At 38.1% G+C, this 21,962-nt stretch carries 17 protein-coding genes and 1 tRNA gene; 10 read left to right on the plus strand and 8 right to left on the minus strand.

Features of this window, described 5'->3' with window-relative positions; genetic code table 11:
* Positions 1–95: 95 nt before the first annotated feature.
* Positions 96–2,837 carry an SdrD B-like domain-containing protein gene (locus BM179_RS10080; protein WP_092016233.1) on the minus strand — a complete coding sequence of 914 codons (2,742 nt, stop codon included), beginning with the start codon at positions 2,835–2,837 and terminating at the stop codon, positions 96–98.
* A gap of 1,031 nt (positions 2,838–3,868) precedes the next feature.
* Here BM179_RS10080 and BM179_RS10085 point away from each other — a divergent pair.
* The 3 genes from BM179_RS10085 to BM179_RS10095 all read left to right on the plus strand — a co-directional run bounded on the left by BM179_RS10085 (position 3,869) and on the right by BM179_RS10095 (position 9,740).
* Positions 3,869–6,277, plus strand: a complete 2,409-nt coding sequence (locus BM179_RS10085) for a T9SS type B sorting domain-containing protein (RefSeq protein ID WP_092016236.1) — start codon at positions 3,869–3,871, stop codon at positions 6,275–6,277.
* Positions 6,249–7,214, plus strand: a complete 966-nt coding sequence (locus BM179_RS10090; protein WP_143095198.1) for a tetratricopeptide repeat protein — start codon at positions 6,249–6,251, stop codon at positions 7,212–7,214. The genes BM179_RS10085 and BM179_RS10090 overlap by 29 nt, the downstream gene beginning before the upstream one ends.
* A gap of 207 nt (positions 7,215–7,421) precedes the next feature.
* A complete protein-coding gene (locus BM179_RS10095; protein WP_143095199.1) occupies positions 7,422–9,740 on the plus strand; it encodes a hypothetical protein in 2,319 nt (772 codons plus the stop codon).
* A gap of 1,115 nt (positions 9,741–10,855) precedes the next feature.
* Here the strand turns inward: BM179_RS10095 and BM179_RS10105 are convergent.
* Positions 10,856–11,134, minus strand: coding sequence for an Arm DNA-binding domain-containing protein (locus BM179_RS10105; protein WP_092016249.1), 279 nt, complete (start codon positions 11,132–11,134; stop codon positions 10,856–10,858).
* A 174-nt stretch (positions 11,135–11,308) separates the two neighbouring features.
* A tRNA-Ile gene (locus tag BM179_RS10110) sits at positions 11,309–11,382 on the minus strand.
* Positions 11,383–11,520: 138 nt separating this feature from the next.
* On the opposite strand from BM179_RS10110, the gene BM179_RS10115 reads away from it, so the two are divergent.
* From BM179_RS10115 to BM179_RS10145, 7 genes are all read left to right on the plus strand, one after another.
* Positions 11,521–11,922 carry a DUF4890 domain-containing protein gene (locus BM179_RS10115; RefSeq protein ID WP_092016252.1) on the plus strand — a complete coding sequence of 134 codons (402 nt, stop codon included), beginning with the start codon at positions 11,521–11,523 and terminating at the stop codon, positions 11,920–11,922.
* A gap of 73 nt (positions 11,923–11,995) precedes the next feature.
* On the plus strand, positions 11,996–13,234 hold the full coding sequence (locus BM179_RS10120; RefSeq protein ID WP_092016255.1) for an HD domain-containing protein: 1,239 nt from the start codon (positions 11,996–11,998) through the stop codon (positions 13,232–13,234).
* Positions 13,235–13,326: 92 nt separating this feature from the next.
* A complete protein-coding gene (gene lpxD / locus BM179_RS10125; protein ID WP_092016258.1) occupies positions 13,327–14,355 on the plus strand; it encodes a UDP-3-O-(3-hydroxymyristoyl)glucosamine N-acyltransferase in 1,029 nt (342 codons plus the stop codon).
* A gap of 91 nt (positions 14,356–14,446) precedes the next feature.
* Positions 14,447–15,841, plus strand: coding sequence for a bifunctional UDP-3-O-[3-hydroxymyristoyl] N-acetylglucosamine deacetylase/3-hydroxyacyl-ACP dehydratase (locus BM179_RS10130; RefSeq protein ID WP_092016262.1), 1,395 nt, complete (start codon positions 14,447–14,449; stop codon positions 15,839–15,841).
* A 59-nt stretch (positions 15,842–15,900) separates the two neighbouring features.
* Positions 15,901–16,677, plus strand: a complete 777-nt coding sequence (gene lpxA / locus BM179_RS10135) for an acyl-ACP--UDP-N-acetylglucosamine O-acyltransferase (RefSeq protein WP_092016266.1) — start codon at positions 15,901–15,903, stop codon at positions 16,675–16,677.
* A gap of 60 nt (positions 16,678–16,737) precedes the next feature.
* Entirely contained in the window at positions 16,738–17,376 is a 639-nt protein-coding gene (locus BM179_RS10140; RefSeq protein WP_092016269.1) for an ABC transporter ATP-binding protein, read from the plus strand.
* A 91-nt stretch (positions 17,377–17,467) separates the two neighbouring features.
* Positions 17,468–17,911 (plus strand): DUF4920 domain-containing protein, encoded by a 444-nt coding sequence (locus tag BM179_RS10145; protein WP_092016272.1) that lies wholly within the window; start codon positions 17,468–17,470, stop codon positions 17,909–17,911.
* Positions 17,912–17,944: 33 nt separating this feature from the next.
* Here the strand turns inward: BM179_RS10145 and gldF are convergent, their stop codons facing one another.
* The 5 genes from gldF to gcvH form a co-directional block, all read right to left on the minus strand.
* Positions 17,945–18,664, minus strand: a complete 720-nt coding sequence (gene gldF / locus BM179_RS10150; RefSeq protein WP_092016275.1) for a gliding motility-associated ABC transporter permease subunit GldF — start codon at positions 18,662–18,664, stop codon at positions 17,945–17,947.
* A 58-nt stretch (positions 18,665–18,722) separates the two neighbouring features.
* On the minus strand, positions 18,723–19,256 hold the full coding sequence (locus BM179_RS10155; RefSeq protein WP_092016278.1) for a DUF4199 domain-containing protein: 534 nt from the start codon (positions 19,254–19,256) through the stop codon (positions 18,723–18,725).
* A gap of 19 nt (positions 19,257–19,275) precedes the next feature.
* On the minus strand, positions 19,276–19,800 hold the full coding sequence (locus tag BM179_RS10160) for a DUF4199 domain-containing protein (protein WP_092016281.1): 525 nt from the start codon (positions 19,798–19,800) through the stop codon (positions 19,276–19,278).
* A 52-nt stretch (positions 19,801–19,852) separates the two neighbouring features.
* The gene (locus tag BM179_RS10165; RefSeq protein ID WP_092016284.1) at positions 19,853–21,154 is read right to left on the minus strand and encodes a dihydroorotase; all 1,302 of its coding nucleotides are present in this window, start codon (positions 21,152–21,154) and stop codon (positions 19,853–19,855) included.
* Positions 21,155–21,370: 216 nt separating this feature from the next.
* Positions 21,371–21,751, minus strand: a complete 381-nt coding sequence (gene gcvH, locus BM179_RS10170; RefSeq protein ID WP_092016287.1) for a glycine cleavage system protein GcvH — start codon at positions 21,749–21,751, stop codon at positions 21,371–21,373.
* Positions 21,752–21,962: the final 211 nt, after the last annotated feature.

The following is a 21,962-nucleotide window of genomic DNA, read 5'->3' on the forward strand; positions in this document are numbered from 1 at the left end:
TATTTAAGTATAATGAAAAGTTTTTTAGTAAAACCGTCTGTGACTGATTACCAACCATTGCGGTTTTATGCAATTCTTCTATGATTTAATCAATATTATTCTTTCCTCACAAATCGCTTACTTACCCTATTCAATCCCTCACTAATTGAAATAAGATAGGTTCCCTCTCCTAGTCCGGAAAGCTCGAATACCGCCTTAAACATTCCGTCCTGTTTCTTTACTTCTTTTTTGCGAATCACCTGGCCTTGTAAGTTGAATAACTCCATTTGGACTTCATTTGCCTGAGTCTTCACATTGTATTGAACATTTACAAATTTCCCGGCAGGATTTGGATATACCATTAAAATCTCATCAGCAGGCTCTTCTTCTTTCTCCGTTCCGAGTACTTGTGTGTAACATTGCTTGTTATCATTGGTTCTGATTGTAAAGTCCGCATAACATTGTCTGTTAAAAACTCTTACTGTATAGGTTGCAGCTTTGTATAAATTGATGTTTTCTGCAAACAATTCTCCTTTCTCCGGAATCGGTTTGGCCATTGCATAGTCCATGTCTCCTTCATAACTGTTTCCGGCACTGTAATCAAAATGATCGGTTGTATTAAACCCTGCCGCTTTTAATTTCGCAACCCGGGTTTCTCCGGTTCCGGTACATTCCAGACTTGTGGTCATCGCCGGGGTCTCATAACATTTGAATCCTATATTCTGCTTGTATTCATTCATCCCTGCGGTTGAAAGGTTAACCCTTATGTTCGCATAAGTATCATCTGCAAAAGCATCATTATCTGTCTCAGGATTACTCCCCTTCTTATAGCCCGTTAGTTTCAACCCCTTGCTGTATAATCTTTGCACCAAAGGAATCTTAATCTCATAATCTACACCTGCTGCCAGGTATTCTCCATTCAGATTGTCTTCATTGAATTTAAAATAGCCATTCTCATCGGTCTGTGTCTGGGAAAACTTCTTCCCTTCCACCCAAAACTGAACCTCCAGATTTGGTATCCCGGGTTCATCCGCATCCTGAATCCCGTCTTCATCACAGTCAGACCATACCCTGCAGCCTATTTCCATGGAAGGGGCACTCGTAATTAATTCCACATCTCCTACTCCTCCGGATTTCGCAAATCCAACAGATGGCACATTAATCGCTCTGGTATAGGCTCCCGTCTGGTTATCAAAAACCCGGATTCCGTGCACTACATACCAGGGAATATTCAAAAAGGGTTCTCTGTGACTGGCCAGTAATTCTCCTGTGAATGGTAAAATAGCCAATCCTCCAGCTGCGGCTTCTTCCGAAATCACCCGGTCATCTTTCCGGGGTCTGAAGTGGTCTTCAAAATAATATTCTCCACCACCCGGACCTTGTTTATTACCTGCTCCTTTCGTAGTAACTTTTCCGGCCTTCCCGTTACTCTCCAATTCATAGTTCCCGTTTACATAGGCCACACGGATAATATCTCCTCCCGATTCTACCAGTGAGGAGTATGGCCCGTTCTTATTTGCCAGTCCTGTTGCTCCCTGATGACCATAACGATCCATAAAGCCTAATACCATCGAACCGTCTTTATCAAATTCTATGTCTGATAAAAGTGGCTGGGGATAAATCGCCCAGGTATTGGAACTTTCCGAAACCAGACCCTTTTCAAAATCATCTGTCCAGGGATACCATCCTCTTTTACTGTCATATCCTACTTCAGGTAAGCCTTTCAAATAGTCCAGATTCATCGTAAAAACCTGTTCAACCTTCTTACTTTGGGGATCAAAGGAATATACAAAAGCTTTTAAATCACTCACTTTCTGTGACTTCGAAGCATCGCAAACCACACCTACATATACTTTCCCGTGCCATACTTTTACAGCGAAAGGACGTTGCTCGCCTTCCTTACATCCGATTTGCGGTAAACTAAGTATCGTCAGATCCTTAGCCGTAACCGGTGAACTGCCATCTTTGGGAAGATTTATTGCATACAGATTTCTGTCATAAAGATTCATAGCATATAAGGTCTTACCATCTTCCGAAACGTCTAATCCGCCAAAGCTGGTTTTACCTACTGAATCAAAAAATAAGGAATCTGTATTTGAATTATATGTCAATCCATTTGCCATGTAGGGCTCTCCGAGTCCTGTATGCTTGTCTGCATCCATGGCTATTGCTAATTGAGCAGGATCGTATAAAGGTTTGATTTCATTCCCGTAAATATCTATCACATATAATCCGGCAGGGCCTGAGGGACCATAACCTACATGTCGCTTGGCAAATGCAGAGGTATAAAGTCGTTCCCGGTTCCGATCGTAAGCCAAACCCCAGATAGCACCTACCTTACCAGCGGTAGCCAAAGCATATTTTGCCCCGAATTTAGCTGCGTCAAACATTGAGATGGCTGTTCCTGTATCACTTCTTACATTCTTCTGGCTACCTAAGGTATAGCTGGCTATCACCACTCTGGCATAGCCATCATCAAAAAGAAGCGGGTCATAGATCCCGACGTTAACATTTGATTTCGGGGAAGTCAGGAATTGTACAGTCCCGCCATTCAGAAAATTGACCCCTGAAGACACAAAGCCATTCGGTACATTGGTATATTCCACACGAACTTTCCTTCCGGCAGGGATACTAAGCTGATATTTCCCGCTGCTATCTGTCACAGCACTCGCTGCCAGTTCTCCTTTGCGGTTATATGCCTTAACATTGATGCCTGCCATACCCTTCTCTCCATTATCCTGACGATTGGTGGAGTTGACATCATTATATACAACCCCACTGATCTGAGCAGCGGCCTGAGTACAAATGACAAAACTAAGCAGCAAAAAGATGATCCTCGGGTAAAGGTTTAACTTCATAATTCCGTAGATTATGGTTTAACTTGGACAGTAATTTCTCAGGCAAACAATTGCTCATCGTTCGTCTGTTTATTAGTTCTTACGCTGAAATCCGGAAACAACCGGGTTACAATGAAATTTGCTTTTCCTTCATTATGTCCCTGTCCTTCCAATCCTCAAACCGAACAATTTCCTAAAAATCAGGCAATGGAATATCTCCTCTCCTGCCTGAGAGTTATTTTAAATCCTTTATGTAAGTACATGCAGAATCACCCCATTAAAGTATAACCCTATAGACTATACTACAATGGAAATTACCACATGGACAATAATTAATCAGCTTTTTTCGAGTCGGTGATACATACCGAACCCTGTCTCAGAGAAATACATTCTCTGATAGGAAGCATTTTCATAAAACAGCTTCGAACATTTGGCTAAGAACAATTCAATAGTTAGCAGTAAAACTTTAACCATCGGTGTAATTTTTTATGGGTTAATTTTAATGATAATAAGGTAATGTTTGTTTTGGGGGTTTGTTTTCTGATAAAAAAGCACAGATTACTTCCGGATAAATATTACCCGATTTTCTTTTTGCTCAATTGAAAGGCATGACATACCAGATCCTTACGAACCAGACAAAGTTCAGCCTATCGAAAACTAACATGATCGTCAGATAGCTCTTACCGAGCCTACTGAGATTTTTTAAGATGTCACTAATGTGACTTATTATGGAAGTAAAGGAATAAATTTTGAATATTCCGAACAGATTTGAATAGGATCACTCTTCGAAACTTCTCTGCAAGATTAGAGAGAATAATTCAGCAAACCAAACTTTCGCAAATAAAAAATTAAAATATTCTCCCACCCACACCCAAACTCACTGATAAACAACTATTTACAAAATGAAAATATTTTTTCATTTATTCTTTAACAAATTCTCAGAAATATTTTTGATCTTTGTGAGCTTTTCCTTCATTATCCCGCCTGTATTCTGATTTTCGAATTCGGACGTTAGCTAATTTTTTCAGTATTTATACTTATCTGAAAGGTTTATGCACGTACGATGTATCATTGCGATTTTATGGCTGGGTTTATTGGGTCTGATTGCTCCAATCAGGGCTGATCATATCGTTGGTGGACATATTGAAATTCAAACCGTCAATAATAAAGCAGGAAATATTAAAGTAGTACTCAAACTTTATTTTGATGCACTTAATGCCCAAAACTCTACCCCTAATGAGTTTGAGAAGGTGGTTATTTTCCGCAAAAGAGATAATGCTTTTGTCAGGGGATTGTTATGTTATAAAACCAAACAAGTTCCTTTTGAATATTCCAATGAGTATTGTTCTACCCTTAATCGACTGAAAGTACTCGAGATTACTTATGAGGCTTCTTTCGAGGAAGACCCTTCTGCTTTTTCTGATGCGATGGGGTATTATGCTACACACGACAGATGTTGCCGGAATGATAACATTACCAATATTAAAAATTCAAGGTTAGCAGGAATTCTGTATAGAACCGACTTCCCTGCCATGATGCGGAATGGAAAACCTTTTATCAATTCTTCACCTTCTTTCAATGTATTAAGCGGGGAATATATCTGTCTGAAAGATCCTTTTAAATTCAATTTCAATGGGGTCGATATCGACGGAGATTCTCTTTCCTATCAGTTTATGACCCCCATGCAGGGAGCTTCTAATGCTAATTATACCGACATGACAAGTCAGGGTGTATTTACGCCTGTTTCCTGGCAAAGCGGCTATAATGAAAACAATGCCATTCCCGGAAATCCCCCTTTGACTATTGATCCAGTAAGAGGAACGTTGTCTGTCAAAGCTAACCAGATTGGTTTATATGTTTATGCGGTAGTAATCAGTGAATACAGAAAAATAAGAGGAAAATTCGAACTAATTGGTAAAGCTACCCGCGACTTCCAGTTAAGGGTTATTGATTGCCCCCCTCCATCCAGTATTCCAAACCCTGATGTAATTGCGCTGGGATATGGAACCAGCCCTATCATTTGTTTTGGGGAAAAAGTCATTTTTCAGGCTACTCAAAATCCAAACTGGCTTTATCAATGGGAATTCAATGGGGATAATATCCCAAAAGCCAACTCAGATACATTAACAGCCTTCAAACCCGGAGTTTATAATCTGACTGCTTACTTAAAAAATGAATGTTCTAAAGCTAGAACCAGCAGGGAAATAACCCTGAAAGTGGAGAGTATAAAAATAAAATTTACGCCTCAGCTTACCTCCTTTTGTGAGGGTGAAGTCCGCCAATTAAAAGCGCCTGATATTACGCAGCCTGTTATAAAATATCAATGGTTTAAAGACCAATCTATTTTTGCCGGTAATGTTAATTCCATTACCATAAGAGAATCAGGAAAATATTTTGTCGCCATTACCACTAATCTGAGTACAAATGTTTGTCCTTCGGTCACTGATACCCTCAATTTTGTAAAAAACCCTAAACCCGAACCTACGATTACCCCTGACAAGTCTGACAATAAAATCTGTCAGGGCGAAAGCATCTTATTATCTGGAATACCGGAGGATAAAATGAAATATCAATGGTTTAAAAACAATCTCTCTCTTTCAGGCGAAATTTCTGATAAGCTGAAAGCAAATGAAGCTGCGGAATATGTTCTGGCTGTAACGGACAGTAATTCCTGTACCCAGTCTTCAGCTCCGTATAAAATTGAATTGGTCAGTAATATTCCTGTTTCATTGGATCCGGTAAACCTCTTTTGTGGAAATCCTAACACCACCACTCAATTAGTTGGCAGTCCTTCAGGCTCCTCCGGCATTTACAGCGGTACCGGAGTTACCAATCAACAGCTTGGCATATTTGATGGGAGAAATCTACCTTTTGGGACATATGATGTCAGTTATGAATATAAAGGTGCTTATGCTTGTCAGTCAGGGAAAGTCACCCAAAAAATCAGGATTATCAAACCACCTGATTATCAATTTCCTAATAGCACCATCACCGTATGGAAAGAAATAGAAACTTTGGTGAAAGGCCCGAACAACTCTAACTGGATCTATAGCTGGTCTCCGGCCAACCTTTTCTCCGACCCTACTTTAGGTTCACCGAAGATTAAGCTGAATGCCAATACTAAATTATGGCTCAAAATAACGGATCAGGAAGGCTGTGACACAAAAATTCCATTAGATGTTCTTGTAAACGAGAGAATCTTTATTCCTAATATTATTACTCCGAACGACGATCATGAAAATGATGATTGGCAGATTTTTGGAATCGGTAATAATTCAGAGGTTAACATCACGATTTTTGATCGCTGGGGAGAAATTGTTTTCTTCTCTGATGGAAGTTACAACAGCCCTTTTGACGGAACATATCAGGGGAAGAAACTGCCTAATGGCATTTATGCTTACAGAATAAACATTCCGGCCAGAAAAGAACAATATGAAGGAACTCTTACCATTGCCCGATGAGCTGGTCGTGAAATTTTTAAAATATTACAATCTTTTAGCATTACTCAATATTATCATGAAAATCAGAATCTGTACACTCATAGCATTTCTCTTGTTCCTGGTTTTACAAACCCGACAGACTTTTGCACAAACCCCAAAAAAAACTGCTGTTAAGACCTTAGCTGCTCAAACTGATTACCTCTCTTTAGGAAAAAAGCAGTTTCAGCATAAAGAGTTTGCCAAAGCATTGAATTCGCTGCAAACCTTTCTCAAAAAAGATTCTGTTAACAAGGATGGCATTCTATATAGTGCACTGTCAGCTCAAAACCTTGCCAACAAAAAACTAGCTCACTCCTATTTTGAGAAATATTTTAACCTCAATGGAAGGAATCCTCTAGCTTATACAAACCTGGCTAAATTATATCAGGATGAAAAAGATGAGGAAAAAGCATTTTCTGCCATTGAATCCGGTTTGATTGCCAATCCCAATGATCAGGATCTTCTCGACACTAAGACCATGCTCAGAGTCCATTTTAACAGAATTGATAACAATATAGCCGATCTGGAAGAAGGTTTGAGAGTACAGCCTGATAATAAAGACCTTATTCTGAGAGCAGGATTACTTTATGAAAATTCCGGAAAAAGCCCATTAGCCCTTCCAAATTATCTAAATGGTCTTAAAACTGCTCCAAATGATTATGACCTGAATTTTATGGCAGGACTCTATAAATTTAATGAAGGCGTAAGTATTAAACGTACTGCAGATGTGATGGATATCAACACCTATGAAAGAAGTGGCAAAGAAATTGAAACCAAAGCCTTTGCTAAATTTAAGGAAGCACTCCCATTTTTTGAAAAAGCCTATGCAGTCAGGGCTGATGAAACACTCAGACAAAATTTAGCCTATCTGTACCGCATTCTGGAAATGAAAGATAAACTTGCCAAAGTTAGTAAATAGAAATGTATTATTTAATAGGCAATAATCTTTCACTTAAATGGTAAAGTAGCCCGTGATTATTAAACAAAAAGCAGGAAAAAGTTAAAATACATTTTCAGAGGCTGACAAATTAGAGCTAAATATTTTAAACAACCATTAAATACAAGTTTGGAAAAATTTTAACAAGCTTATTAATATAGACTAATTATAAAATCAAGATTTAAAGGATTGTATTTAGTAGGGCTATTGTTACAATATACCATAGTAATAGGACAAAAAGGCTATGAAGATATTATACCTCCATCACCTACAGCCGCTTCATTGGGTACTTACGGGGAGCTACCTGTTAATTTGTATACAGGAAATCCCTCTATCGAAATTCCGATATATCAGCTTAAGGGGCGTGAGCTTTCACTACCGATTAGTCTTTCCTATAATGCCTCGGGAATCAGGGTTGAAGAGAATGCTTCATGGGTTGGACTTGGATGGGCTTTAAATGCTGGAGATGTAATTACCAGAAATGTCAGGGATAAGGCGGATCAGGAGGCAACCTCAACTGGCATGATACCCCAACGATTATCATTACCGTTGTTAACTGATAATCTTAGTCAGCAGAATACCACATTTAGTACACTTCAAAACGCCAGCACCAGCGGTAGTACAAACTATGATTTTGAGCCGGATGTTTTCAATTACAATTTTATGGGAATGAGCGGAAGTTTCGTGTTTGATAATACAGGGAAACCAAAATTCAATCAGGCCAGCAATTATAAGGTTACATTTGGAAATAGTACGGGGTTCACTATTATAACAGATGATGGTGCTAAATATGAATTTTCTCAGGTAGAGAGAACAAATGGAACGATTACTTCCTGGTATCTTACCAAGATAACTTCACCAACGGCTAAAGATTATATTAATTTTATCTATCAGGATGAAGCTTATGGATATTATCAGGCAATAAAATATACAAAGAGCATTAGTCCATTAGGAACATCTGTTACAAATTCAGATGGGTCCACTTCTATCAATTACAATTCATCTTTGCCCAGAGATGAAGGCGCACATATTCCTAATAAAATATCAATAGATGGCAAACGATTAAGTGAGATTAATTTTGAAGGAGTTGGAACTATAAGCTTCGTTCCGGCCGCTTCTCCAAGAGTCGATCTTGGGTTATATGGGACGATAAATACTTCGAAAGCTTTGTCGGAAATCCAGATTAAAGATTTAAATAATGTAATTATAAAATTCTATAAATTTGGATATGAAAACCTTTTGACAAACTCTCCTTATCTGGGTCCGAATACTTTTTGTCCGCTATGTCCGGCTACAGGAGCAACGACCAATCATTTGAATTATAGAATGTATCTCAAAAAAATAACAGAGAAGTCTGGAGGAGCCGTAAGTGATAGTATTCCCCCTTACGAATTTGAATACTTGGATAGATTACCTAATGGAAATGATCGTTTGCCTCATAAGATGTCAGCTGCTCAGGATCATTGGGGATTCTTTAATGGGAAAGACCAAAATGGGATGGATTTATGGCAGGGGTTCTGTGGACCATTTGGAGGAGCAGACAGCTTTTATAATTTGGAGGCATTTTGTGTAATAGCAGGTACAGAGTCATTACCATTTTGGACAATCGGAGGTGCTGATAGAAGTCCGGATGCAACCTACATTCAAGCAAGTACGCTTAACAAAATAAAATACCCGACGGGGGGTATATCAGAGTTTATTTTTGAACCACATAAATATGACTTTATTGGAAGTCCATCATTCGGAGAGTCAATACCCGACGCCATAACAGGATGCACAGTTTATAATCCGATAGGTGGTGGATTAAGAATCAAAGAAATCATATCTAATACACTTGATCAGACAAGCAAGCGAACCAAATATTTTTATGAGGAAGGTGTATTAAAAGCTAAACCACATTATTACTCCTATTTCTTTTATGATTGCAGTGGAAAAAAACAATTTGCCTTTCAGGATTGTACACCAATTGGTACTGGCAGCAGTTATGAGAGACGTCTGCTTGCAGAAGTAAACAGTGGCGCAGTAAATGATCAGGGGTACCGGGGTGGTGCCAATGTGGGATATGGAAAAGTTATTGAAAAAGTGTATTCAACAGAATCCAGTGGCAGGATAGTTTATAATGGAAGTACGGTTTATCAGTATCGTACAGAACATACAGATCCCACAGATGCTTCAACATATAGTGTAAGTCTTAAATACATCTTCAAAGCTGGAGCATTCACCTTGGCAAATATTTCTCTTAAAAATGACTATGTTTTTCCATATTTCCCAGGCAGAAATCTGGATTGGAGACATGGACAATTGTTAACGAAAACTGTTAAAAATGAAACAGATCAGGTTGTATATGATGAAGTCAATGAATATTCAAATGTAGTTTTAAATGAAATACCAGCAGCCAAGGTTTTTGTTAATAGAGCTGATAAAGATTATTTTTTCCTCAACTATTCATTTGTAATGGGATGGCCAAAGTTGATTTCACAGAAAAAAAATACTTATGACAGGAGATGATTTTTTCTTGCGTACATTTTACGGTTGAATAGCCAAACATTGTATGATCTTAGCGCTTAAATATGAGCTCTCTCTCAATTTAGCCGCTTTCTGTTTCATTTACAGGCTGTGTAAATCGTAAGGAAAACTTAAGAAAAAGTCTATTCGGTAACATCCCACAAATACAATATTAAAAACCAGCTGCCAACTTTCTCCAAAGGTTTTCAATCCAGCTTGATTTCTTCAGGAAGCTTTTGTTGATCAGGAATATCAACAATATGCCAATCTGTAGTCCAAGAAAATAAATGGAATTAATGATCAGACCTTGGCTGATTTGTTTGGACGAAAGAAACCAAATACTGCATAGGATGAGGTTTTGTATAAAATAAATTGTTAAAGTCCTTCTTCCAATCTTAGACAATATCTTGTTTAAAAGAGTACCATCTCTTACAAGCATAGAGAAGCCTGTCATATACCATATCGAAAAAAATAAAATATGCAGAAAGTACAAGACACTTCCAAAAGTTGAAATATGGCTGTGAAACAAAAACAAAAAAGATAAAATCATTCCGTCTGCCATCAGATATGACCAAAAATTGTATAGTGGCCTTTTAAAGCACCAGAGGTAAGTCTTGTTTATCCCAAAATAACCAGCGTAAAACCCTGTCAGCACCAATAGCAACATTTGAATATGATAACAGACTAAGTAATACTTGGAGCTAAGATTAAGATAAATACTGTACTTGAAATTAGCAAGGAAGACAGAATCTGTTTTCACCAAGTCTGTAATGCTTCCTACATTTTTCATATCATTTTCAATAAACAATAGGCAGCCAATGGTCAGCAGGAAAAGAACTATTAAGGCGATTGATCTAAATCTTATGATTAGATTTTTTAAGGCATATATGATTAGTCCGATCATGGCATAATCCTTCAGTATATCCCCAAAAAATAAAAAACTGTTTACAAGTCCCAGACAGAATAATATCAACATCCGTTTGGGGAAAATATAGGCTCCGGATTCTTCACTTTTTAGCAAAAGGCCAAAGCTAAATCCAAAAATTGCACTCAGACAAAACCATCCCTGATCATTTATCAGGAATAATATGCCTGAATAATAAATATTGGGATATAAATTATTGAGAATATTTATCGTATTCAATAGTATGATCCACAGTATAAATGGCAGTACTTTTAGTTATTAATAACCTTTTGGTATACAAGTAATTTAACAAATTAATATACTGTGGATGACTTGGCTTGGGCTCTTGTTTATTTAGATCCCAATCTTTTTTGAAAGTATAAAAACCTGTTGGTATATACTTTCTGTTTTGAGGATTTTTATAGATTTGAATTTTTATAGGAAATCCCTTCTTTTTAGTGGGAACATTCCATAGGGCAATTGATATTTCCATACGATTGTCTTTAATACTTTAACAAAATCTTAACAAATATGCCAAAATTTTGGACACTTTTGGACAATTTAGGAGAGTTCCTGAAGAAGGCTCAGACCCAATATTCCTGGATTTAAAATCGCATAAAATACAAAAAAGCCTTCATATGTATCGTATGAAGGCTTTTTGTGAAGGTGGACCAGCATGGGCTCGAACCATGGACCCCCTGATTATGAGTCAGATGCTCTAACCAACTGAGCTACAAGTCCCTGATGAGATTGCTCTCTTACAGTGGCACAAAATTACGAAATCTGACCCTATTCACAAAATAAGTTTTTAAAATTTCAGTTTAAACTTTAGCAATTTTGCTTTGTCTTAGCTTAAATTTTAACTTAAATCCCCTGAAAATGAAACAGAAAGTAATTTTAGCGCTGGGACTATTTGCCATGATATTTTTTGCAAATATTTCTCAAACTCGTGCTCAGGATACGAATCAGAATACCTCAGCCGATGGAAAAACACCCGAAGAAAGAGCAAATGCTCAAACCAAACGCCTCTCAAAAGCCCTTGGTTTAAGCCCCGAACAGGAAACTCAGGTTATGGCTCTTATGCTTGAAAGGGTTCTCAAAAATGATTATGCCAGAAATGCAACCGACAAAGCTCAGGCTTTCAAGGAAAGAAAAGAATTGATAGATTCTCAGAACGACAAATTCAAAACCATTCTGACTCCTGAACAATTTACCAAGTACACAAACCTTCAGGAAGAAATGAAAAATCGTATGAGAGACAGAAGAGGTGGAAGAAACTAGTAACAAATCTTAGATTTTATTAACTTAGCGATACGTATGTGTATCGCTTTTTTTATAGCTTTTTCCTCTTCCCATGAATAAACGAAAAATTATTAATGACCCAGTTTATGGTTTCATCAATATTTCTACAGAATTTATTTTTGATATTATAGAGCACCCTTATTTCCAGCGATTAAGGAGAATTAAACAATTAGGGGTGGCTGAATATGTGTACCCCGGAGCCTTGCATACACGTCTGCATCATGCACTCGGTGCCATGCACCTGATGAACGAGGCCATTCATACGTTAAAATCCAAAGGACATGAAATATCAGAACATGAAGCTGAATCAGCCCGGATAGCGATCCTTTTACATGATGTTGGTCATGGCCCGTTTTCCCATGTTCTGGAAAATACCATTCTCAACAAGGTAAATCATGAAGCGATCTCTCTCCTGCTGATGAAGGATCTGAATCTTGCATTCGACGGGAAACTGGATTTGGCAATAAAAATGTTTTCCAATCAATATGAAAGGAAATTTTTCTATCAGCTTATTTCCAGCCAGCTCGATGTTGACCGGATGGATTATTTAAACAGAGACAGTTTCTTTACCGGAGTAAGAGAGGGTTCAATTGGCGCTGACAGGATCCTGAAGATGCTTGATATTGTCGACAATGAACTGGTTGTTGAACAAAAAGGCATTTATTCCGTTGAAAACTTCCTTAACGCCCGCAGGCTGATGTACTGGCAGGTGTACCTGCACAAAACCTGCATCTGTGCTGAAACCATGCTGGTAGAAATTATCAGACGTGCCAAGGATCTGATAACGGAAGGAAAGGAAGTATTTGCCACACCTTCTTTGAAATTGTTTCTGGAAAATGATGTTACACTGGAGCAGTTTGAGTCTGACAAACAATATCTGGAGGCTTTCACGGAAATGGATGATTCAGACGTTATGGGAAGTATTAAAGTATGGACAAAACACCCGGATAAACTGCTTTCCGGAATAAGCAGAATGCTCCTCGACAGGAAATTGTATAAAATAATCATGTCGGATGTGCCATTCGATAAATCACATCTTGAAAAAATTCAAATTGATTTGTTGAGTCAGGAAAATGTAACAGAAAAAGATTTACCTTATTTACTGATAGAAGGTTCCAATACAAATGCTGCTTATCTTTCTGGAAAACAAAACATTAACATTTTAACTAAGGAACATACGATAATGGATATTGCAGAGGCATCGGACCTTCCGACCATCAAAGCACTCAGTAACATTGTCAGAAAATACTATATTTGTTGGGCAAAGAATGTATATTTGCACTCAAAATAGTGATATATGGCATAAGTTCCACGATTAAGTATTTCTTTTGAAGGGTTTCAAACCACATTCCATATTATTACTTAGCACTCATAATTCATTACATGGAATTTACCGTTGAACAAATTGCTCAAATGCTAAATGGTGAAATCAAAGGCGATAAGTCTTTGAAAGTAACACAACTTTCAAAAATAGAAGAGGGAAAGGAAGGCTCTGTCTCCTTTCTGGCTAATCTCAAATATGAGCAATTTCTTTATACTACCAATTCGACGGCAGTCATTGTTGATAAGACTTTTGAACCCAAAAAGGATTATTCTTCAACATTAATATTAGTAGAAAATGCTTACTCAGCATTTACCATCCTGCTTCAGGAATATCAGAAAATTGTTGCAGATCATAAAAAAGGCATTGAACAGCCTAGTTTCATTGCCGAAACCTCTGACATCGGTGAAGGAATTTACCTTGGCGCATTCAGCTATATCGGAGAAGGATGTTCTATCGGAAAGAATGTCAAAATCCATCAGAATGTAACCATTTCAGATCATGTTAGTATCGGAGATTGCAGCGTCATTTATCCGGGGGTAAAAATTTACAAAAATACGTTTATCGGTGAAAATTGCGTTATTCATGCCAACGCAGTGATCGGAAGCGATGGTTTTGGCTTTGCTCCTCAGGCTGACGGATCTTATAAAACTATTCCTCAGCTTGGTAATGTTGTGATTGAAGATAATGTAAGCATTGGTGCCAATACTACTATAGACTGCGCAACAATGGGTTCGACCACTATTCGTAAGGGTGTTAAGATTGATAACCTTGTTCAGATTGCCCATAATGTGGAAATCGGCCAGAATACTGTAATTGCAGCACAATCAGGTATTTCCGGTTCTACAAAAATCGGAGAAAATTGTATGATTGCCGGACAGGTCGGAATTGTAGGACATATTACTGTTCCTAATAAAACCATTATCACAGCTCAGTCAGGTGTTTCCAAATCATTTAAAAAAGAAGGTATGATTCTCGGGGGAAGTCCCGCTTCAGAAAATAAAGAATACCTTCGCTCCCAGGTTTATATCAAACAGCTGAACAAACTGGATGAAAGACTGAGTACTTTAGAAAATAAATTTCAAGAATAGACTACTATAAGGTTAGAGTTCAAATTTGTGAGTATGTAATTAGGCATAATCTTTTACAAAAATCTCTGAACTTCATTGTTAAATTCACCCAATGAATAATAAACAACATACAATCAAAAAGGCCGTTTCTTTAACGGGTGTAGGTTTACATACTGGCGTAACAGCTACGATGACATTTGTTCCTGCTCCTACTAATCACGGTTTTAAGTTTCAACGTACTGATTTACCCGGCCAGCCGATTGCTGATGCTGATGTTGACCACGTGGTTGACCTTTCACGTGGTACTACTATTGAACATAATGGTGCCAGAATTAACACGGTAGAGCATGTTTTGGCAGCACTTGTGGGCATGCAGGTTGATAATGTTTTGATTCAACTGGACGGCCCGGAACCTCCGATTATGGACGGGAGTTCTATCAAATTTGTGGAAGCGCTTGAAGATGCCGGACTTGAGGAACAGGATGCCCACCGTAAATTCTTCGAACTTCCGGAAGAAGTCAGATATAAAGACCTGGAAAGAGGAGTTGAAGTCACCGCACTGCCGTTAAATGACTATCGTTTGACAGTGATGGTTGATTATAATTCTAAATTTCTGACCAGTCAGCACGCAAACCTGACTAATATTTCACAATTCGCCAATGATTTTGCTAATTGCCGTACTTTCTGCTTTATGCATGAACTGGAAGCACTTTACAAGGCAAACCTTATCAAAGGCGGAGACTTGTCAAATGCTATTGTAATTGCTGATCGTGAGTATAAGGCCGGCGAATTGGATCACCTTGCTGAATTATTAGGGAAACCTAAAGTAAGTGTTGACAAAGGAACCGGTATTCTTAACAATCTTGAATTGCATTATCCAAACGAAATGGCCCGCCATAAGTTACTGGATATGATCGGAGATTTAGCTTTAGTGGGGCGTCCGATAAAAGCCCAGATTCTTGCCGCCCGTCCAGGCCATGCCGCGAACGTTGCTTTGGCAAAGAAAATTAAGAAGCTTATGCTTGAAACGGAGAAAAATAAGGTTCCTGTTTATGATCCGAAACAACCTCCGATTTTTACACACGAGAGAATTTATCAATTGTTAGAACACCGTTATCCATTTCAAATGGTAGATAAAATTATCTATCTTGATGACGAAAGTGTAGTGGGTGTGAAAAATGTTACCATGAATGAAAATTACTTCATGGGACATTTTCCAAATAATCCGGTAATGCCGGGTGTGATGCAGGTTGAAGCAATGGCCCAGACCGGAGGTATTTTAGTTTTCAGTACAGTACCTGATCCTGAAAATTACTGGCCATATCTTGTTGCAATTGAAAACTGTCGTTTCAGAAGAAATGTAGTTCCGGGTGATACCGTAATTTTTAAATGTCAGTTGCTTGCTCCAATCCGTCGTGGAATCGCAAAAATGCACGGAACGGCTTATGTAGCCGGACAGATTGTCTGTGAAGCCGATATGACCGCAAGTTTAGTTAGAAAAAATTAGTTAACAGTTTCAAGGTAAGGGATTTTAGTGAAAAGATCGTCAAACCTGTAACCACAAATATGACACAACCATTAGCGTACATTAACCCTGAGGCAAAACTTGCACACAATGTTGTGGTGGAACCGTTTACGGTAATTCACAAAAATGTAGAAATCGGGGAAGGCACCTGGATTGGCTCCAATGTCACAATTTTTCCCGGAGCCAGAATCGGGAAGAACTGTAAGATTTTTCCCGGAGCAGTAATTGCTGCCATTCCGCAAGACTTAAAGTTTGGCGGAGAAGATACTTATGCCATTATCGGCGACAATACTACCATTCGGGAATGTGCAACTGTCAATAGAGGAACTATTGATAAATATAAAACAGAAATAGGCAAAAACTGCCTCCTGATGGCATACGTTCATGTGGCTCATGATTGTCTGATCGGAGATAACTGCATTATTGCCAATAATGTACAGATGGGAGGACACGTTGAAGTGGCTGATTATGCCAGATTAGGCGGATCCTGCTCCATTCATCAGTTTGTAAAAATCGGTCGCCATGTAATGGTGTCCGGAGGCTCTTTAATCAGAAAAGATGTTCCTCCGTTTACAAAGTCTGGTCGTGAACCACTTTCTTATGCAGGTGTTAACTCAATCGGGTTACGCAGAAGCGGGTTCTCTGACGAACAAATTGCCAATATTCAGGAAACATATCGTTTTGTCTATCTGAAAGGATTGAACAATCTGGATGCTCTCGAACAAATCGAAATTAATCTTCCGGCTTCCTCCGAAAGAGATGAAATCCTCAATTTCATCCGTAACTCAGAAAGAGGAATTATGAAAGGTCTCTCGTAAATATAATAAGTCGGGAATTGATAATAATTCGAATTATTGTCAGTTCCCGACTATCATCAAATGCTCATTAAAGCCGAAAATTTAGGAAAAAAATTTAGAAACGAATGGATCTTCAGGAATTTATCCCTCGACTTCCAATCTGATCAGTCCTATACCTTTACCGGAGCAAATGGAAGCGGGAAGTCAACTCTTTTGCAGGTTCTCTCTGGCTTCATTCCACAGAATGAAGGAAATATAAGCTATTTTCAATCCTCAGAATCCTCAGATCAGATCCGTTCTGACGATTTTTTCAAACATCTTATTATTGCAGCACCTTATCTCGAATTAATTGAAGAATTTACCCTTCTTGAATTAATCGAATTTCATATTAAATTCAAGCCTTTCAGAGAATCTCTGCATACCAGTGATTTTATCGATTTCATCGAATTACCTGCCGCCAGAAATAAAGAAATCAAATTTTTCTCATCAGGGATGAAACAAAGGGTAAAATTAGGACTGGCTTTCTGGTCTGATTGCGGAATTCTGATGCTTGATGAACCTACTTCTAACCTTGATGCTCAGGCTTCCGCCTGGTATCTCGAGAATGTTCGTAAATTCAGCAAAGACCGCATTTTGTTTATTTGCTCCAATCAACCCTCTGAGTATGAATTTTGTCAAAATATTCATAATATTCATACTTTCAAGCCGGGTTTCGCTTAGACTTTCCATTCACTTCTGTTTAATCCAGAATCAAGCCTTCCGATTAAGACAGGGATTTATTACTTTTGCCTAAACTTCAGACAATAATATTATGAAAAAACTATTTTTTCTGGCTTGCTTCTCACTAGCCATATCAAAAGCCAATGCGCAATCTTTCCACGGAGCAAAATTTGACGAGAAAGGCGCAATTTCTACACAGGAACTTGTTAGTCAGATTGATGGAAAAGATTCTCTGGTAACGAAAGTACAGGGCACTGTTGAGTCAGTTTGTAAAGAAAGAGGATGCTGGATGAAAGTCAAACTAAACGACGGACAGTCTATGAGGGTAACTTTTAAAGATTACGGTTTCTTTGTTCCGAAAGATATTACAGGTAAAAATGTAGTTTTCGAAGGAATTGCCAAAGTTAAAACTACCTCCGTAAAGCAATTAAAACATTATGCTAAAGATGCCGGGAAAAGTAAGGAAGAAATTGCCAAAATTACTGAACCTGAAAAAGCACTGGCTTTTGTGGCTGATGGTGTGATCATAAAATAGAACTTCTGTTAACCCTGATTAGGAAGATCAGGGTTAGCTCATTTTTGATAATAGTTTTAACCTTGATGCCCAGAGCATTATTGAAATAACTGACAGAAAATATATCACATTTCTGGAATCAATCAAACCCCTTCCCAAAGCATTATACTGATAGTCAAGACCTAATTGACCGAAAGTATATCCTAATCCTTCAAAGAGCGCGGCAATCTCTCCTATTCCATAGTACAAAAACAAGCACATTACAAAAGAAAGTACAAAGGCAACAACCTGATTATCAGTCAATGATGATGTAAATATTCCTACCGCAGCAAAAACACAACCCAGCAAAAACAATCCCAGGTAAGAGCTGAAAGTAGCGGCAGAATCAATATTTCCTTCAGGGCTTCCCAGACTATATACAGAAAAATAATAGAGCAAAGTAGGCAATAAAGCCAGAAAAATCAGGAAACAGCTTGCCAGGTATTTCCCGATAATTATGTCCCAGACAGAAAGCGGTTTGGTAAAAAGCAGCTCAATCGTTCCGGTTTTAACTTCCTCCGAAAATGCCCTCATGGTAATGGCAGGAATCAAAAACAGGAAAATATAAGGAGAGATGTTAAAAAAGGAGGACATATCGGCAAAACCATTGTCGAGAATATTATCACTAAAAACCCAGACAAACAAACCTGTAGCGGTCAAAAAAACTGCCATTACGATATAGCCAATCAGAGAGCTTAAGAAACTATTTACTTCCTTTTTGAAGATTTGATACATTATCCTCTTTATTATCTTTTAAAATAATCCGATCTCAGGAGATAAGATTAACAACATTCTATTCAAAAAACGACTTTTCCTTCTTCAAAATTGCTGCAATGACAAGGGAAAGAATCAATCCCAGAAATGTCCAGAAAAACAACTGAAAAACAAACTGTACACTTAAGCTTGTCATCATTTTTCCGATAGCTGAATTCATAAACATTTCGTATTGCTCTTCTGTTCTCCCGCTCTCAATCATCTTGTCATGTTGAAATTCAGTCATTTTCTTTGCTGAAGCAGGATCAATCAAAGTCAGATAAATGTAATTAAATCCACCTGAAATAATGGAATAAATAACGGAAATTAAAACCCCGATTCCTATTCCTTGGCCGTAAGACATCAGATCCTTGTTATTCAATCTGAAATCTTTCATGGCCAAAACATAAATAAATATGGTAAAAACTACCAGTAAGCCAAAACCCAGCGTAGAGAATAACGAATTTCTATACAGATCAAATACATAGTTCACAACAGTCAGCACAGAAGAAATAAGACCTGAAATGAATCCCCATTTCAAAGCAATTCTGGTAGTAGAGGTTCCTTGTTCCATTAATTTATAAGGTATATTATTATTTTACATATTGTCTTCTGAAATAAATCGAAATCATAATAGAAGGTAAAAAGCCCAAAATCATTTTCTGCTGTACCTCATCTGAGGCAATTGAAGCCGGTGTAATGAGCTTAATCTGATTCATCAGATCAATAAAGTAATTAAGTCCTTCCTGCTTTACAATCTGAGCCTTATAGCTTAGAAGTTCCTGAATACTCTGGTCAACAAAGAGTTTAATCAAATCTCCGTTATTAGCTCCGAAATACCAGTATAAACAACTGGAACTTATACAGGCCGCCACGAAATTGGTAAAGTTTGCTACAATCAAACCTTCCCAGAAATGGAGAATCTCATCTTGTTTGGTTTTGCGGTAAGCTCTCACTGCCAACACCATGAAAATAATGTTAATGATCGCATTCGGGGCTTTTTTCCCCGCAAGAGGAATCACTCCTATACTATTCAGCACCAGACAATAGCCAAAGCATGCAAGCCCGGCAAGTACACCAAATACTATTGTTTTTCTAAAAAAAGTTACAGTAAACACGCTGTTATTTTTTACTTCTGTAAATTACTGATAAAATTAATGTCTTCTGCTATTATTTCTCCGTTTTCCAGAATTTGCCATTGTTGATGACAGCAACCGCCTTCCCGGTAAAGGTCTGGCCGATAAACGGAGAATTTTTAGATTTTGAAACAATACTCTTTTCTGTATAATTCCAGGTTTTGTCTGCACTAAAAACTGTCAGGTTGGCATTTTGTCCGATTTCAATCTTTGGATTGGCAATCCCTAAAATTCTCCTTGGTCCTGTGGTAATCTTTTCAATGATTTCTTCTGCTGAAAGTATTTCATTGTTTGTGGCAATGGCAGGAAAGAGTGTTTCCAGTCCGATTACACCAAACTCTGCCATATCAAATTCAAGCTTTTTCGATTCTTCTTCATGCGGGTTATGATCAGAAACAATCGCATCGATTGTTCCGTTTGCCAGTCCTTCCCACAAAGCATCCACATCTTCCTGAGCTCTGAACGGAGGATTTACTTTCAGGTTAGGATCAAAAGAAAAGAGGTTTTCATCGGTAAAAGCAAGCTGGTGGGCAGCCACATCACAACTGACCGGCAAACCCATCTCTTTCGCCTGTCCAATCATTTCAACAGATTCTGCCGTTGAAATACATGAAAAATGAAGCAGGCTTTTACGGTTAGGCATTTTAAACAAAGGACTTGAAACTACATACTGAAGTAGTTTCAGATCTCTCATCACCATCATATCCTCTGCCATTTTAGGCATTCCTTTCATTCCGATCAGCGTACTGGTAATTCCTTCGTGCATTTGTCCGAAATGTGTCAGATTCTCTTCTTCCGGTCTGTTCACCAGTATTCCGCCGAATTGTGCCAGGTATTGAAGCGTTTTAAGGAAAATATCAGCATTTTGCAAAGGATGCTCTCCATCAGTAAATGCCACAGCTCCGGCCTGATTAAGATCTATCATTTCTGTAAAATCCTTTCCTTCACACTTTAATGTAACAGCTGCCATCGGATGTATAGCAACCAGGTTATTTTTTCCAAAGTTTTTCAGATACTGAACACTTTCTCTTGTCTGGACAGTCGGTTTGGTATTCGGAAGAGTAGCGATTTCCGTAATTCCTCCGGCTTTTGCCGCAGATTCCATGGAGTATAAATCTTCTTTATATTCCAATCCGGGATCTTTCGCATGAACCCGCATATCAAACCATCCGGCTGAAACACTAAGTCCTTCTTCTTCAACAACTTCATCAGCTTCAACCATCAGGTTTTCACCAATCTCTGCAATTTTACCATTTTCAATAAAAATGTCCCGGATCAATCCGTTTAAAGATGATCCTTTCTGAACAATCTTAGCTGAACGAATAAGAATTTTCATTTCCAAAATTATTAATGACTATTTGACTGATAAACTTTCAGCGAATCGCATCAAGTATCTTAACTCTTTTTATGCCTTAACCGGATAAAAGCCGAAAGGAGAAATGACATGTCTTCCGGTACGTTAGCGGTTAAAATACACTTAAATCACCGGATTTAAATGTCATATCAAAAAAAAGCCCTGAAAGTCAGGGCTTTATAAATATCAATTTCGAAATTAATGTCCGACGTGTTGTTTGTAAGTTTCAACATCCATAAGTCCTTCAATTTCAGAAAGATCAGAAACTTTCAATTTAATCATCCAGCCTTCACCGTATGGATCAGAGTTTACCAATTCCGGAGCATCTGACAACTGGTCGTTTACTTCCAATACCTCACCTGCTACCGGTAAAAACAAATCTGAAACAGTTTTCACCGCTTCAACAGTTCCAAAGATTTCATCTTTGGCAAGCGTCTGACCTACTGTTTCTATTTCCACATAAACAATGTCACCCAGCTCGCTTTGCGCAAAATCAGTAACTCCAACGATGGCAACATCGCCATCCAACTTAACCCATTCGTGTTCTTTCGTGTACAGAAGATCTTGTGGAAAATTCATTTTTGTTTAGTTTGTCTTATTAATGATAATTTCAAAATCCTTTGAAAATCAGAAGAAATCTTCAGGGATTAAGCTTAACAGGGAATTGACGGAAAAGGTCTTTATGATCACTTTTATGGTTTCTGAAAGAACCCTTCCATAATTGCACTGCAAATTACAAGAAAATGCCCCTCATTTGCAAATAAAAATACAATCTAAGCTTAATCCAAAC

It is taken from the genome of Pseudarcicella hirudinis, assembly GCF_900115665.1.
GTDB classification, from domain to species: domain Bacteria; phylum Bacteroidota; class Bacteroidia; order Cytophagales; family Spirosomataceae; genus Pseudarcicella; species Pseudarcicella hirudinis.

What these genes read in the sequence shown, in the direction of transcription:
- BM179_RS10080 (WP_092016233.1), bottom strand. Translation starts at nt 2,837, where the DNA reads ATGAAGTTAAACCTTTACCCGAGGATCATCTTTTTGCTGCTTAGTTTT.
- BM179_RS10085 (WP_092016236.1), top strand. Translation starts at nt 3,869, where the DNA reads ATGCACGTACGATGTATCATTGCGATTTTATGGCTGGGTTTATTGGGT.
- BM179_RS10090 (WP_143095198.1), top strand. Translation starts at nt 6,249, where the DNA reads ATGAAGGAACTCTTACCATTGCCCGATGAGCTGGTCGTGAAATTTTTA.
- BM179_RS10105 (WP_092016249.1), bottom strand. Translation starts at nt 11,134, where the DNA reads ATGGAAATATCAATTGCCCTATGGAATGTTCCCACTAAAAAGAAGGGA.
- BM179_RS10115 (WP_092016252.1), top strand. Translation starts at nt 11,521, where the DNA reads ATGAAACAGAAAGTAATTTTAGCGCTGGGACTATTTGCCATGATATTT.
- BM179_RS10120 (WP_092016255.1), top strand. Translation starts at nt 11,996, where the DNA reads ATGAATAAACGAAAAATTATTAATGACCCAGTTTATGGTTTCATCAAT.
- lpxD (WP_092016258.1), top strand. Translation starts at nt 13,327, where the DNA reads ATGGAATTTACCGTTGAACAAATTGCTCAAATGCTAAATGGTGAAATC.
- BM179_RS10130 (WP_092016262.1), top strand. Translation starts at nt 14,447, where the DNA reads ATGAATAATAAACAACATACAATCAAAAAGGCCGTTTCTTTAACGGGT.
- lpxA (WP_092016266.1), top strand. Translation starts at nt 15,901, where the DNA reads ATGACACAACCATTAGCGTACATTAACCCTGAGGCAAAACTTGCACAC.
- BM179_RS10140 (WP_092016269.1), top strand. Translation starts at nt 16,738, where the DNA reads ATGCTCATTAAAGCCGAAAATTTAGGAAAAAAATTTAGAAACGAATGG.
- BM179_RS10145 (WP_092016272.1), top strand. Translation starts at nt 17,468, where the DNA reads ATGAAAAAACTATTTTTTCTGGCTTGCTTCTCACTAGCCATATCAAAA.
- gldF (WP_092016275.1), bottom strand. Translation starts at nt 18,664, where the DNA reads ATGTATCAAATCTTCAAAAAGGAAGTAAATAGTTTCTTAAGCTCTCTG.
- BM179_RS10155 (WP_092016278.1), bottom strand. Translation starts at nt 19,256, where the DNA reads ATGGAACAAGGAACCTCTACTACCAGAATTGCTTTGAAATGGGGATTC.
- BM179_RS10165 (WP_092016284.1), bottom strand. Translation starts at nt 21,154, where the DNA reads ATGAAAATTCTTATTCGTTCAGCTAAGATTGTTCAGAAAGGATCATCT.
- gcvH (WP_092016287.1), bottom strand. Translation starts at nt 21,751, where the DNA reads ATGAATTTTCCACAAGATCTTCTGTACACGAAAGAACACGAATGGGTT.